This is a genomic window from Microbacterium sp. NPDC077644, assembly GCF_040702785.1.
In the GTDB taxonomy this organism is placed as follows: domain Bacteria; phylum Actinomycetota; class Actinomycetes; order Actinomycetales; family Microbacteriaceae; genus Microbacterium.
In genome coordinates, this window is the sequence record NZ_JBFBME010000002.1 from 121682 (window position 1) to 135003 (window position 13322).

12 protein-coding genes are annotated in these 13322 nt (G+C 69.5%); 6 read left to right on the forward strand and 6 right to left on the reverse strand.

Features of this window, described 5'->3' with window-relative positions; all coding sequences use genetic code 11:
- Positions 1-8 precede the first annotated feature (8 nt).
- The 3 genes from AB0269_RS07525 to AB0269_RS07535 are packed head-to-tail and all read left to right on the forward strand — an operon-like array spanning position 9 to position 2930.
- A complete protein-coding gene (locus AB0269_RS07525) occupies positions 9-878 on the forward strand; it encodes a tryptophan 2,3-dioxygenase family protein (RefSeq protein ID WP_366210630.1) in 870 nt (289 codons plus the stop codon).
- Positions 878-1714, forward strand: coding sequence for a hydrolase (locus AB0269_RS07530; RefSeq protein WP_366210631.1), 837 nt, complete (start codon positions 878-880; stop codon positions 1712-1714). Before AB0269_RS07525 ends, AB0269_RS07530 begins: the two co-directional genes overlap by 1 nt.
- Before the next feature lies 1 nt (position 1715).
- On the forward strand, positions 1716-2930 hold the full coding sequence (locus tag AB0269_RS07535; protein ID WP_366210632.1) for an aminotransferase class V-fold PLP-dependent enzyme: 1215 nt from the start codon (positions 1716-1718) through the stop codon (positions 2928-2930).
- A gap of 5 nt (positions 2931-2935) precedes the next feature.
- Here the strand turns inward: AB0269_RS07535 and AB0269_RS07540 are convergent, their stop codons facing one another.
- Together AB0269_RS07540 and AB0269_RS07545 are read right to left on the reverse strand one after the other, a co-directional pair.
- Positions 2936-3421, reverse strand: coding sequence for an FBP domain-containing protein (locus AB0269_RS07540; RefSeq protein WP_366210633.1), 486 nt, complete (start codon positions 3419-3421; stop codon positions 2936-2938).
- Between the two features lie 206 nt (positions 3422-3627).
- Positions 3628-7113: a bifunctional proline dehydrogenase/L-glutamate gamma-semialdehyde dehydrogenase gene (locus AB0269_RS07545; protein WP_366210634.1), complete on the reverse strand. Its 3486-nt coding sequence runs from the start codon at positions 7111-7113 to the stop codon at positions 3628-3630.
- A gap of 133 nt (positions 7114-7246) precedes the next feature.
- Between AB0269_RS07545 and AB0269_RS07550 the strand changes: the two genes are divergently transcribed.
- Positions 7247-8137 carry a LysR family transcriptional regulator gene (locus AB0269_RS07550; protein WP_366210635.1) on the forward strand — a complete coding sequence of 297 codons (891 nt, stop codon included), beginning with the start codon at positions 7247-7249 and terminating at the stop codon, positions 8135-8137.
- A 114-nt stretch (positions 8138-8251) separates the two neighbouring features.
- Positions 8252-8596, forward strand: coding sequence for a hypothetical protein (locus tag AB0269_RS07555; protein WP_366210636.1), 345 nt, complete (start codon positions 8252-8254; stop codon positions 8594-8596).
- Positions 8597-8620: 24 nt separating this feature from the next.
- Here the strand turns inward: AB0269_RS07555 and AB0269_RS07560 are convergent, their stop codons facing one another.
- On the reverse strand, positions 8621-9016 hold the full coding sequence (locus tag AB0269_RS07560; protein ID WP_366210637.1) for a hypothetical protein: 396 nt from the start codon (positions 9014-9016) through the stop codon (positions 8621-8623).
- Positions 9017-9138: 122 nt separating this feature from the next.
- Between AB0269_RS07560 and AB0269_RS07565 the strand changes: the two genes are divergently transcribed.
- Positions 9139-10512, forward strand: a complete 1374-nt coding sequence (locus AB0269_RS07565; RefSeq protein WP_366210638.1) for an MFS transporter — start codon at positions 9139-9141, stop codon at positions 10510-10512.
- Positions 10513-10544: 32 nt separating this feature from the next.
- Here AB0269_RS07565 and AB0269_RS07570 read toward each other — a convergent pair whose 3' ends face one another.
- The 3 genes from AB0269_RS07570 to AB0269_RS07580 all read right to left on the reverse strand — a co-directional run bounded on the left by AB0269_RS07570 (position 10545) and on the right by AB0269_RS07580 (position 13252).
- Positions 10545-11018: a MarR family transcriptional regulator gene (locus AB0269_RS07570; RefSeq protein ID WP_366210639.1), complete on the reverse strand. Its 474-nt coding sequence runs from the start codon at positions 11016-11018 to the stop codon at positions 10545-10547.
- A 64-nt stretch (positions 11019-11082) separates the two neighbouring features.
- Positions 11083-11538, reverse strand: a complete 456-nt coding sequence (locus tag AB0269_RS07575; RefSeq protein WP_366210640.1) for a MarR family transcriptional regulator — start codon at positions 11536-11538, stop codon at positions 11083-11085.
- A gap of 1 nt (position 11539) precedes the next feature.
- Positions 11540-13252, reverse strand: a complete 1713-nt coding sequence (locus tag AB0269_RS07580; RefSeq protein ID WP_366210641.1) for an MDR family MFS transporter — start codon at positions 13250-13252, stop codon at positions 11540-11542.
- Between the last annotated feature and the right edge of the window lie 70 nt (positions 13253-13322).

Consider the following 13322-nt stretch of genomic DNA (forward strand, 5'->3'; position numbering starts at 1 on the left):
CGAGGATCATGGGCACCGAAGCGGACGAGACGGCCGGAAACGAACGACGGCTCGAGGAGACGATCGTCACCGATCTGTCCGGACGCATGACCTACGGGTCCTATCTCGGCCTCGACCAGTTGCTCTCGGCGCAGCATCCGGTGAGCGCCCCCGAGCACCACGACGAGATGCTGTTCATCATCCAGCACCAGACCACCGAGCTGTGGCTGAAGCAGATGCTGCACGAGCTGTCCTCCGCCCGCACCCTGCTCGCCAGCGACGACCTGCGCGAAGCGCTCAAGCGCGTCGCGCGCGTCAAGCGCATTCAGGACGTCATGACCCAGCAGTGGTCCGTGCTCGCGACCCTCACCCCGACCGAGTACGCGCAGTTCCGCGGCGCGCTGGGCAACTCGTCCGGCTTCCAGTCGGTGCAGTACCGCGCCGTGGAGTTCGCCCTGGGCAACAAGAACGAGCGGATGCTGTCGGTCTTCCGCGACCACCCGGCCAACCTCGCCCTGCTGACGGCCGAGTTCGAGCGGCCCACGCTGTACGACGAGTTCCTGCGGTATGCGTCGCGCCGCGGCATCCCGATCCCGGCAGAGATCCTCGAGCGCGATGTGCGCGAGCCGTACCGCCCGCACCCCTCGCTCGTGCCGGCGATCCGCGAGATCTACGAGAATCCGCGCACCCACTGGGATCTGTACGAGGCGTGCGAGGACCTCGTCGACCTCGAGGACAACTTCCAGTTCTGGCGGTTCCGGCACCTGAAGACCGTGACCCGCACGATCGGGATGAAGCCGGGCACGGGAGGGTCGAGCGGGGTCGGGTTCCTGCAGAAGGCGCTCGAACTGACGTTCTTCCCCGAGCTGTACACGGTGCGCACCGAGATCGGGGCCTGATGCGCAGGGTCGCCCGCGGCTTCGTGGTCGGCGGATTCACCGATCACCACGTGCACCTGCAGCTGGTCGACGCATCGCAGCTCGCGGGCTCTGTGCTGGGGCGGGTCGTGGATCTCGGCGGGAACCCGGAGGTGATCGCTCGCCTCGAGGGCGGCCGCGGTGTCGAGATCGCATTCGCCGGGGCGTTCCTGACGCCGCCCGGCGGCTACCCGTCGGACCGGGCCTGGGCGCCGGCGGGTTCCGTGCGCGAGATCGGAGATGCGGATGCCGCGGCCGCAGCCGTCGCCGAGATGGCGGATGCCGGCGCGAGCTGCATCAAGGCCGCGAGCAACAGCACGGCGGGCCCGGTGTTCTCCGACGACCTGTTCACGGCGATCATCGAACTCGCGGCATCCCACGGGCTGCTTGTCGTCGCGCACGCCGAGGGACCCGGCGAAGCGCAGCGAGCGGCACGGCTCGGCGCCGATCTGCTCGCGCATGCCCCGTTCACCGAACGACTCTCCGATGACGAGATCGCTGAGCAGGCGGCATCCGTGCAGTGGATCTCGACCCTCGCGATCCACGCCGGCAGGGCGTACGCGACGGCCATCGACAACGCCCGCCGGTTCCATGCCGCCGGAGGCACGGTGCTGTACGGGACCGACATGGGCAACGGCGATACGCCCGCAGGTCTCAACGCGCGCGAGATCGCAGCGCTGCGCGACGTCGGCATCGACGGCGACGATCTGATCCGCTCCCTCGCACCGGTCGACGGAGGGCGGGAGCTGTTCATCCCCGGCGACCGCCCCGACCCGCTGCTCGCCCGACCGCTCACACCCGCCGACCTGGAGCCCTGACATGACCGATCTCCTCGCCGAAGGCCGCGAACTCGACGCCCGTGATCCGCTCGCCGCGTACGGCGACGCATTCGTCGACGCGCCAGGCGTCAGCGCCTACCTCGACGGGAACTCGCTCGGCAGGCCCCTGCGCGACCTGCCCTCGCGTCTGGAGCAGTTCGTGCAGCACGACTGGGGCACGCGCCTGATCCGCTCGTGGGACGAGCAGTGGATGGACCTGCCGACCCGGCTCGGCGATCGCATCGGCGCGCTCTGCCTCGGCGCTGCCGCGGGGCAGACCGTCGTCGCAGACTCGACCACGGTGCTGCTGTACAAGCTCATGCGCGCGGCGGTGGACGCCGCCGGCCCGGACCGGACCGAGATCGTGATCGAAGAGGGCAACTTCCCCACCGATCGGTTCGTCGCGGAGGGCATCGCCGCGGAACGCGGGCTGACGCTGCGCTGGATCGCGCCCGATCCGGTCACCGGGGTTCAGGTCGCCGACGTCTCAGGCGCGGTCTCGGAGCGCACAGCGCTCGTCGTGCTCAGCCACGTCGACTACCGTTCGGGCGCGCTGGCCGAGATGAGCGCGATCACGGATGCCGTGCACGCATCCGGTGCTCTGATGCTCTGGGACCTCTGCCACTCGGTCGGCGTGATCCCGACCGAACTCGACGCGTGCGGAGTCGACCTCGCGGTCGGGTGCACGTACAAGTATCTGAACGGCGGGCCGGGCTCCCCCGCCTTCGCGTATGTCAACGCCCGTCATCACGGTGTGCTGCGCCAGCCCGTTCAGGGATGGATGGGCGCCGGCGACGTGTTCGCGATGAGTTCGGCGTATGCGCCGGCGGACGGCATCCGTCAGTTCATCAGCGGCACGCCGCCGGTGCTCGGGATGCTGGCGATGCAGGGCATGCTCGACCTCATCGAGGCGGCGACCATCGAAGCCGTGCGCGAGAAGTCGAAGGCGCTGACGGATCTGGTCGTGCGAGCCTTCGACGAGGAGCTCGCACCACTCGGGGTACGGCTCCTCAGCCCGCGGGACGCCGCACTGCGCGGCGGTCACGTCACGATCGGCCACCCGGACTTCGCCGAGGTGACGAAGACGCTGTGGCAGGACGGGGTGATTCCGGACTTCCGGTTCCCCGACGGCATCCGGCTCGGGCTGTCGCCGCTGAGCACCTCGCACGAGGAGGCGCTCAGCGGCGTGCTGGCCGTCCGGGATGCGCTGGGCTGACGGTCTCAGCCGGCGACGGCTCCGACGAAGGCCCGAACGTTCTCGCCGAGCCGTTCGATGCGGGCGAGCCTTGCAGCCTCGCGGTCGAATCCCTCGTACGCGAGCGGAGGCAGCAGGCGCACGGTGTGCGAGCAGCCGAACTCCGAGCATGCGAGGGTGCCGACGGTGTCGCCGTTTCGACCGGCCGGCCCCGCCTTGCGCGCCGCGAAGAACTGCACGTCGTTGCGGAGAGTGACGTCGTCGCACCACGAGCATTGCGCGCGGGATGCGACCCGCTGCTCGGCGCGCTGCAGGAGCACTCCGGTGTGGACACCGTCGATCTCGACCACAAGGTACGCCCGGCGGGCGAACTTCGGGTCGTTCCAGCCGAGGTAGTCGAGCTTGTCGAAGTCGATCTCGGCGAAGCCGGGGGGAAGGGTGAGCGATGAGGCCTCCTTGCGGGAGGCGTTGATGAAGGATGCGCGGATGGCGCGCTCGTCGATGGGACGCATGGTGAGGCTTTCTGTTCAGGCGTGAGATGAGAGCCGGCATCGCTCAGATGGATGCCGGGTACGACGATCTGCCGGCGACGGGTTTCCGCCTCCGGCCGATGGTCAGCCTCTGCCGCCGGCGCGATGTGCGCCTGCGACCGCCTTCCGCGCCCGCCGGGCGCTCTCCGTGAACAGCACCCGGCGATTATACAACTGTCCGACCGGCGTCAGCTCGACGTCAGCGTCGCGATCTCGTAGCGCCGCGGCGTGCCGAACCGGTGCGACGAGATCGACACGGCCTGCTCGCGCAGGTAGGGCAGCAGCTCGATCCGGCCCGCGCTCACGACGGCCCCGGCGTACACGGCGACCGCGGGCGATCCCCCGGTCGCAGCCGCGACAGCGGCGAGGTCTCCGCCGACGAGACGGATCCGCCCGCCCGTCTCCGCGATCCTCCCGGCGCGGGCGGCCCACGCATCCGCGGACTCGACGACCGCCACGACACCCGCTGCCGCCAACCACGACCGCACCGCCGCAGGCAGCTCGGTCGCCGTGCTCACGCTGAGGCGCGACCCCGTGCGCAGACCGGCGGCGAGCACGCGGATCGCACGGGCTGTGTCGGCATCCTCGATCCGGATCGTCACGGGCACGGCCTGGTAGCGCAGCGCGTTCTGCTCGGTCTTCAGGCTCGTGACGTCGCGCACGACGCCGAACTCGTCGCGCCACGCCGCGACATCCGTCGCCAGAGCGCCGGCCAGCCAGCCCGTCGCGGCGGCGTCCAGATCGGATGCCGCCGCGAGCGCTGCGGCCGAGAGGGCATCGGTGGGCGCATCCGCCGCGACCGGAGCGTCGTCCCAGTCGGAGAGACCTGCGAGGTAGTTCGGGCCGCCGGCCTTGGTGCCCGCGCCGACCGCCGCCTTCTTCCAGCCGCCGAACGGCTGGCGCTGCACGATGGCGCCGGTGGTGCCGCGGTTGACGTAGACGTTTCCCGCCTGGACGGCGGCGAGCCACTGCGCGACCTCGTCCTCGTCGAGGGAGTGCAGTCCGCTCGTCAGGCCGTAGTCGATCGCGTTCACGAGATCGACGGCCTCGTCGAGGGTCTTCGCCGTCATGATGCCGAGCACCGGCCCGAAGTACTCGGTGAGGTGGAACGGGCTGCCGGCGGCGACGCCTTCGCGGATGCCGGGCTTCCACAGTTGCCCGGCATCATCGAGGCGCTCGGGCTCGATGACCCACTTCTCGCCGGGCTCGAGCGTGGTCAGGGCGTGCAGCAGCTTGCCCTCGGCCGGACCGATGAGCGGCCCGATGCGGCTCGTGCCGTCGCTGGGGTCGCCGACCTTGTAGGAGCCGACGGCGTCGATGAGCTGGCGGCGGAAGCGCTCGCTGGTCGCCACGGTGCCGACGAGGATCACGAGGGATGCCGCGGAGCACTTCTGCCCCGCATGCCCGAACGCCGAGTAGGCGACGTCCTTGGCGGCGAGGTCGAGATCGGCACTGGGGGTGACGATGATCGCGTTCTTGCCGCTCGTCTCTGCGAGCAGCGGAAGGTCGGGGCGGAAGCTGCGGAACAGCTCGGCGGTCTCGTAGCCGCCGGTGAGGATGACACGCTCGACCGCGGGGCTCGACACCAGCTGCTGCCCGAGCTCGCGGCCGTCCAACTGCACGTACTGGAGGACGTCGCGCGGGACTCCCGCCTCCCACAGCGCCTCGATCATGACAGCGCCGGATCGCCGCGCCTGGCGCGCGGGCTTGATGATGACCGGAGACCCGGCGGCGAGCGCGGCGAGCGTGGAGCCTGCGGGGATCGCGACGGGGAAGTTCCACGGCGGGGTGACGACGGTCAGGCCCACCGGCTTGTGCACGGCCCCCTCGATCGCCTCGGCGCGCTTGGCGCTCTCGGCGTAGTAGTGCGCGAAGTCGATGGCCTCGGACACCTCCGGGTCGCCCTGCTCGAGGACTTTGCCGGCTTCGGAGCCCATGACCTCGAGCAGGTCGGCACGGCGCGCCTCGAGCACGTCGCCGGCGCGGTGGAGGATCGCCGCCCGCCCCTCGGCTCCGAGTTCCCGCCAGGATGCGCCGGCGGCAACCGCTCGGGCGATGACGGCATCCAGCGCCGCAGCATCCGACAGCGTGTTCTCGCTCACGGTGGCGTCGCCGAGCGTCGAGGATTCCATACGGGCGCGGATGCCGTCGCCCCATGCGCGGTTCGCGGCCAGGCTCGGGTCGGTGTCGGGAGTGTTCGTGAAGGAGTCGGACGGCGCTTGATCGGCGGCGCGCCCGCGGTCCTGCCTGCGGTTCGGCGCAGGAACGCCCTTCGGCATCGAGGCGATCGATGCGAGGAAACGGTCGCGCTCGCGGGCGAACAGGGCGGGTTCGGCGTCGAGTTCGAAGACGGCCGACATGAAGTTGTCCGTGGATGCCCCCTCCTCGAGGCGACGGATCAGGTAGGCGATCGCGACGTCGAACTCGGCCGGGTGGACGACCGGCGTGTAGAGCAGGAGGGACCCGACCGTCCGGCGGACGACGGTCGCCTGCGCCGAGGCCATGCCGAGGAGCATCTCGAACTCGATCGGCAGGTCGTTCCTCGCGCCCGCCGATCCTGCGGCCGGCGAGGAGCCGACGATCCCCCGCCGGTTCGCGAGCAACCAGGCCAGGGCGATGTCGAAGAGGTTGTGACCGGCGACGCCGATGCGGACGTTGCGGACGTGCTCGGGGCGCAGCGCGTAGTCGAGCACGGCCTTGTACGAGGCATCCGACGCCTCCTTGCTGTGCCACGTGGCGAGGGGCCAGCCGTGAGTCTCGGCGTCGACCTGCTCCATGGGGAGGTTCGCGCCCTTCACGACGCGCACCTTGATCGGCGCTCCGCCGCCGTCGACGCGTGCGGCCGCCCACTCCTGCAGACGGATCATGGCCGACAGAGCATCGGGCAGGTAGGCCTGCAGCACGATGCCGGCCTCGAGCGCGCGGAACTCTTCGCGGTCGAGGATGCTGGTGAAGACCGCGATGGTGAGGTCGAGGTCCTTGTACTCCTCCATGTCGAGGTTGATGAACTTGTCTCTTGCGACGGCGATGCGGTAGAGCGGCAGGAGCGCGTCTGCGGCGTGCGCGACGGCGTCGTCGAACGCCCACGGACTGTGCGGCGCGACCGTGGACGACACCTTGATCGAGACGTAGTCGACATCGTCGCGTTCGAGCAGGCGGCGCGTGCCCTCCAGGCGCCGGGCTGCCTCGTCCTGACCGAGGATGGCCTCGCCGAGCAGGTTGACGTTCAGATGCACGCCTTCGTCCGAGCGGATGCGGCGGATCGCTTTGCCGAGCTTGGAGTCGGTGGCGTCCACGATGAGGTGGCGCACCATGCTCCGCAGCACGCGACGGCTGATCGGCACGACGATGCCCGGGAACGCGGGGGCGAGCGCGCCGCCGAGTCGGATGAGACCGCGCAGGGCAGCGGGAAGGAAGGCCGGAGTCAGCGGCACGAGCTCGCGGAGGTTCCGCGCGGCGACCGAGAGGTCCTCCGGGCGCACGACTCCGTCGACGAAGCCGACGGTGAAGTCAAGCCCGTGCGGGTCGCTGAGGACCCCCGCGAGGCGCGCCGCTGCCGTGTCGGCGGGGATCTCTCGGCTCTCCACGAGCCAGGTCCTGACGAGCTCGATCGCGTCGTCCGCGAGCTCTGCGATATCGGCGTTGCCGGTGCGGACATCCGTCGTCCTGGTCATGGTGCTTCCTCACTCACGGGCGCGGCGGAGCCACGCGACCTGCTCTCAGTGTGAACCCGCGGTATCATGCGTGAAAAGCGCACGTTTGCAATCAATACCATTCGGTTCTGTCGATGCTTTGAAGGGAGGGTCCGTGTTCGAGCTACGACGGCTGCGCCTGCTGCACGAACTGGCGCTGCGCGGGACGATCTCCGACGTCGCCCGCGCACTGTCGTACAGCCCGTCGACGGTGTCGCAGCAGCTCGCGCTGCTCGAGCGCGAGGCCGGCGTCGCGCTGCTCGAACCCGACGGCAGGCGACTGCGGCTCACTGCCCAGGGCCGGCTGCTCGCAGTGCACGCGGCCCGCGCGATCGAGCTCGATGAGGCTGCGCGAGCCGAGCTGTCGGCCTCGCAGCATGCGCCGGCGCGCGTGCGCATCGCCGTGATGTCGACGGCCGCGGAAGCGCTCGTCCCGGCAGCGCTGGGGCTGCTGGCCGAACGCATGCCCGGCCTGCGACTCGAGATGGTCGAGATGGCACCCGAGGAGGGATTGTTCGAGCTGCAGGCGCATGCGTTCGACCTCGTGGTCGCCGAACAGTATCCCGGGCATACCCGGGAGCTGCGGCCGGGCATCGAGCGCACGCTCCTCGGTCACGACCCCGTGCGGCTCGTCGTCCCACAGGACTCGCCCGCCGCAGGACTCGCCGACCTGCACGACGCCGCATGGGCGATGGAGCCCGAGGGCGCCGCCGTTCGCCGATGGGCCGTGCAGCAGTGCCGGGCCGCGGGGTTCGAACCGGATGTGCGGTACGAAGCGACCGATCTCACCGCGCACGCGCGACTCGCGGCGGCCGGGCACGCCGCGGCGATGCTGCCCGATCTCATCTGGACAGGCGGCCGGGATGCCGTGCGGTTGCTGGAGTTGCCGGGGAGCCCCGTGCGCGAGATCTTCGCGGCGACCCGATCGTCCTCGCGCGGCGGCGAGGCGATCGAAGCCGTCCTCACGGCGCTGCGCGATGCCCTGGCGGCGCACCGGCCGCGGTGAGCGCGGCCGCAATGTTTCCCCCGGTGACGCCGCCGTTCCGCGATGCACCGGCAGGCTCGTACTCTTGCGGGAACATCAACCGACGTGCATCGTCCCAGACCCAGGAGTCCCATCGTGTCCACCGCGCACCGCACAGCATCCGCCGTCGAGGTGAGCAGGCGTGCGGCGTGCATGTGCGACCACGGCGACGTCTGCTCCTCGTTCGCACCGGGGCACGCTCTGCATCTGATTCAGGCCCGCCTCGCGGCCGCGACGCCCAGCGAGTGGGTCGACGCGATCGCCGAGAGCACGGATGCCGCGACGGGCGTCATCGCCGTGCGCACGCTGGACGGCACGGAGTGGGCGCTGTGGAGCGCCCAGGGCGCGGCGCTGGAGGTCGAGCCGGGCACGCCGGTGGCGCTGCACACCCGGTATCACGTGCTCGCCGTCGGGCGCGTGCGCTTCAACGTCGCCGTCTGAGGCGGGGTTGCGCCTGCCGAAGCGTCAGGCGGTCTTCATCATCATGTTCTTCATGTCCATGCAGGCGTCCATGCACGCCTTGCACGACTGAGCGCACATCCTGCACACCTCGCTGTGCTCGGCGTGCTCCATGCAGGCATCCATGCAGAGCTGACACATCGCGATGCAGGCATCCAGCATCGCCATCATGACCGCCGGGGTCATGCCCTGCATCCGCATCATCGAGCGCATCATCGTATTGCACATGTCGGCGCAGTTCATGCACGCCGGGGCGCAGTCCATCAGCTGCATCGAGCAGACCGTGCAGGCCTGCTCGCAGGCCGTGCACGCATCCATGCACGCCTGCATGACGGCCATGTCCATCATCTCCATGCCGCCGCTCATCGACTTCATGTCCTGGGACATCGCACCCATCATCATCGAGTCCATCTCACACCGCTTCCTTCGTCGAGGTCCGCGGGCAGTCAGACCCGCCTGACGCCAGAGTAATCCGCGTCGGGCTTCGCGTCGACGGGTATCCGGCAGGGCGTAGTGTCATCCTCGTGCCAGCCTTCTCAGCCATGCAGCGGCTCGTGATCACGATCGCGGTGCTCGCCTCGTTCGTGACATTCCTCGACGGCACCGTCGTCACGGTCGCCCTGCCGGCGATCCGCGAAGAGCTCGGCGGCGGCATCGCGACGCAGCAGTGGGTCGTGGACGCGTATCTCATCACGTTGAGCGCGCTGATCCTGCTGGCCGGATCCCTGTCGGATGCCTACGGGCGGGTGCGGATCATGCGGATCGGACTCATCGCCTTCGGCGTGGCATCCGCCGCGGTGGCGGCCGCTCCCGAACCGCTCACCCTCATCATCGCGCGCGCCCTGCAGGGGGCTGCGGGAGCGCTGCTCGTGCCCAGCTCGCTCGCCCTGATCATGGCGACCATGCGCGGCGAGCTGCAGTCACGCGCGATCGGCGTCTGGACGGCATTCACGACCGGCGCCCAGATCGCAGGTCCCCTGCTGGGCGGGCTGTTCGTCGACCTGCTTTCGTGGCGCTGGGTGTTCGTGATCAACGTCGTCCCGATCGGCATCACGCTGTTCCTGCTCGCGCGGCTGCAGCTGCCCGACCATGCTCGCGGCGTGCGTGTGGACTGGTGGAGCGGGATTCTCTGCGCCGTAGGACTCGGCGCCGTGGTGTTCGCCCTCATCGAGCAGCCGAATCTCGGCTGGGGATCGCCGGCGATCTGGGTCCCGGGCATCGCGGGCGTCGCGATGTTCGTCGGGTTCCTCGTCCGCCAGAGGCAGTCCCCGGATCCGCTCATGCCGCTGTCACTGTTCGGCGCCCGCAACTTCGCCTGGGGCAATCTCGCGACGCTCTTCATCTATGCAGCGCTGTCGCTCAACGGCTTCGTTATCGGGGTGTACCTGCAGGAGGGCGCGGGGCTTCCGGCGACAGCGGCGGGCCTGGCGAGCCTGCCGATCACGATCCTCATGATCCTGCTGAGCTCGCAGGCGGGAACCTGGGCTGGCCGGCTCGGTCCGCGGCTGTTCATGACCGTCGGCCCTCTGCTCATGGCCGCAGGAGCCCTGCTGCTGCTCACGGTCGCACCGGAGTTCAGCTACTGGTGGCAGGTCCTGCCGTCGATGATCGTGCTGGGACTCGGCCTCTCGTTGACCGTCGCTCCGCTGACCTCGGCCGTGCTCGGCGCCATCGACGAGAACCGCTCCGGGATCGCCTCGGCGGTCAACAACGCGATCTCGCGCGTGGCCGGGCTCATCGTCGTGGCGATGCTGTCGACGATCGTCGGCGGAACCCTCGACCTCGACGGCTTCCACAGCGCGGCATGGGTGACCGCGGCGCTCATGGCCGCAGGCGGGATCGTCTCGTGGATCGGCATCCGCAAGACGGCGTTCGCCGAGCCCGCCCCGACCGAATAGTCGCCGCCGGCGGGATCAGCCTGCGATCGCGATCAGCCGCCCAACGAGTCGAGCAGCTCGACGAACCGATCGACGTCGTCGGCCGACCACGCGTGCAGCCGCTCTTTGATGCGTCCCTCGTAACCGGCCCGCGCGATGGCGATGCGCTCCTGCGCCAGATCGGTGGCGACGAGCACGCGCGCCCTGCGGTCCTCCGGGTCGGGAAGGCTCTCGACGAGACCGAGCTCCTCGAGCTGGCGCACATGGCGGCTCACCGCCGACTTGTCGGTCTGCAGGCGCTCGATGATGGCGCCCGCCGAGGTCGCCTTGCCCGTCGCGATCGATACGAGCACCTGATAGCCCAGCGGCTGCAGGTCGGGATGCACGATCGCGGCGGCATCCCGCCAGCTGACGCGGATCCGGGCGAACAGTCGGCCGAGCCCCTGTTCGACCCTGGTGACCGCCTGGTCGAGACGATCGTCCTCACCCACGGGTTCCGTGGCGGGGTCGGCGGTCACATCGGTCACACCCGCCAGTTTACGGGCGTCGCCCCGCCGTTCCGGGGACGGCGGGTCGACGCGCGTGCGGGGTTCAGAGTTCGGCGAGATGGCGGAACACCTTGGATGCGGCGCGGATCTCGTCCGCGGTGAGGCCGGCGAGCGACTCGTGCAGCCGGTCCGCATGCTCGCGGCGGATGCCGGCGAGCGTGGCGCACGCCTCGGGAGTCGCGGTGAGCACACGCTGGCGGCCGTCATTGTCGTCGGGGCGGGAATCGAGAAGACCGAGGTCCTCCAGCATCCGCACCTGACGACTGACGACCGACTTGTCCATCTCGAACCGTTCGGCGAGCAGATGGGCGCTGGTGCTGCCCTCGCGCGCGATGAATGTGAGCAGCTTGTAGCCGGAGGGCTGCAGTTCGGGGTGGATCCTGGCCGCGGACTCCTTCCACAGCGACCGCGCCCTGGCGAAGATCAGGTTCAGATGACCCTGGAACTCCGCCAGAGCGTTGTCGACGTCGGCGGGAACCGCGGTTCCGGCAGCGCTCATGTCAGCGCCCTCGCTCCTCGTCCTCGCGTTCCAGCACGGTCACGGGCCCGGTGGCCGGCGTCGCGCCCGCGGATCCGGCGATGCGGATCGCGCCGGTCGACATCGTCGCGCCCACCTCGGCCTCGCCGACCTCGAGCACCGATTCCTCGGCCTGGTCGCGCAGCTGCTCGGCAGCGTTCTTCGTCGAGAGCGGCTTGTTCTTGATGAACGCGATGGCGATGACCGAGATCACCGCGAGCGGGATGGCGAGGATGAAGGCGTCGGCGATGCCGTGGCCGTACGCGCCCTCGACGATCACGCGGATCGCGTCGGGGAGCTCGCCCACCTTCGGGACGTTGCCGGATGCCAGGTGCTGGAGCGCGTCGATCTCGTCGGGCGAGCTCGGCGTGAAGCCGGACAGGCCGTCCTTCACGTAGGTCGCGACGCTCGTCGAGAGCAGCGAGCCCATGATCGTGACGCCTATGGTTCCGGCGATCGTGCGGAAGAAGTTCACGTTCGAGGATGCCGCGCCCAGCTGCGTCGGCGACGTGTCGTTCTGGACGATCAGCGTGAGGTTCTGCATCACCATGCCGAGCCCTGCGCCGAGCACGAACATGTACGTGGCGACGAGCGGGAACGGGGTGTCATAGCGGAGCGTGGCCATGAGGCTGACGCCGATGGTCGCGAGGATCGAGCCGGTGATCATCCAGCCCTTCCACTTGCCGAAGCGGCTCACGAGCTGACCGATGATGATCGAGGCGCCCATCTGGCCGATGATCATCGGGATCGTCATGAGGCCGGACTCGGTCGGTGTGGCGCCGCGCGCGAGCTGGAAGTACTGCGCGAGGAACACCGAGGTGGCGAACATCGAGACGCCGATCGCGATCGAGGCGATGACCGACAGCGTGAAGGTGCGGTTGCGGAACAGCGACATCGGCACGATCGGTTCCTTGACGAAGAACTCGACGGTGATGAAGGCCGCGATCGCGACGCCGGCGACGACGGCGAGGACGATGCTCGTCATCGAGTCCCACTCGAACTGGCTGCCGCCCATCGAGACCCAGATGAGCAGGGTCGAGACGCCGACGGCGAGCAGCACGATGCCGAGGTAGTCGATCGACACCTTCGCGCGCTGGGGCTTGGGCAGGTGCAGCGTGAACTGCAGCAGCACGAGCGCGATGATCGCGAACGGCACGCCGACGAAGAAGTTGGAGCGCCAGCCCCACGTGTCGGTGAGGAATCCGCCGAGCAGCGGCCCGCCGATCGTGCCGAGGGCCATGATGCCGCCGACGACGCCCATGTACTTGCCGCGCTCGCGTGGCGAGATGATGAGGGCCACGGCGATCATCACGAGCGACATGAGGCCGCCGACGCCGATGCCCTGGATCACGCGGACGACGATCAGCATGTTCGTGTCGGTCGAGAAGCCGGCGATCACCGTTCCGACGGTGAAGAGGATGAGGGCGAGCTGCACGAGGATCTTGCGGTCGACGAGGTCGGCGAGCTTGCCCCAGATGGGGGTCGAGACCGCGGTCGCGAGCAGGCTCGCGGTGATGACCCAGGTGTACTGGGACTGGGTGCCGCCGAGGTCGGCGATGATGACCGGCAACGACGTCGAGACGACCGTGCCCGAGAGGACGGCCACGAACATGCCGACGATGAGGCCGGAGATCGCGGTGAACACTTCACGCGCCGAGCGCGTGGCCTCCGGTGCGGGGGAAGGTGTGGATGTCAAAAGCGGAGTTCTCCTGCGATAGAAAGTTGAACTCGGTCAACCATACTCCGTTAGTTGTGTTTGCGCAACT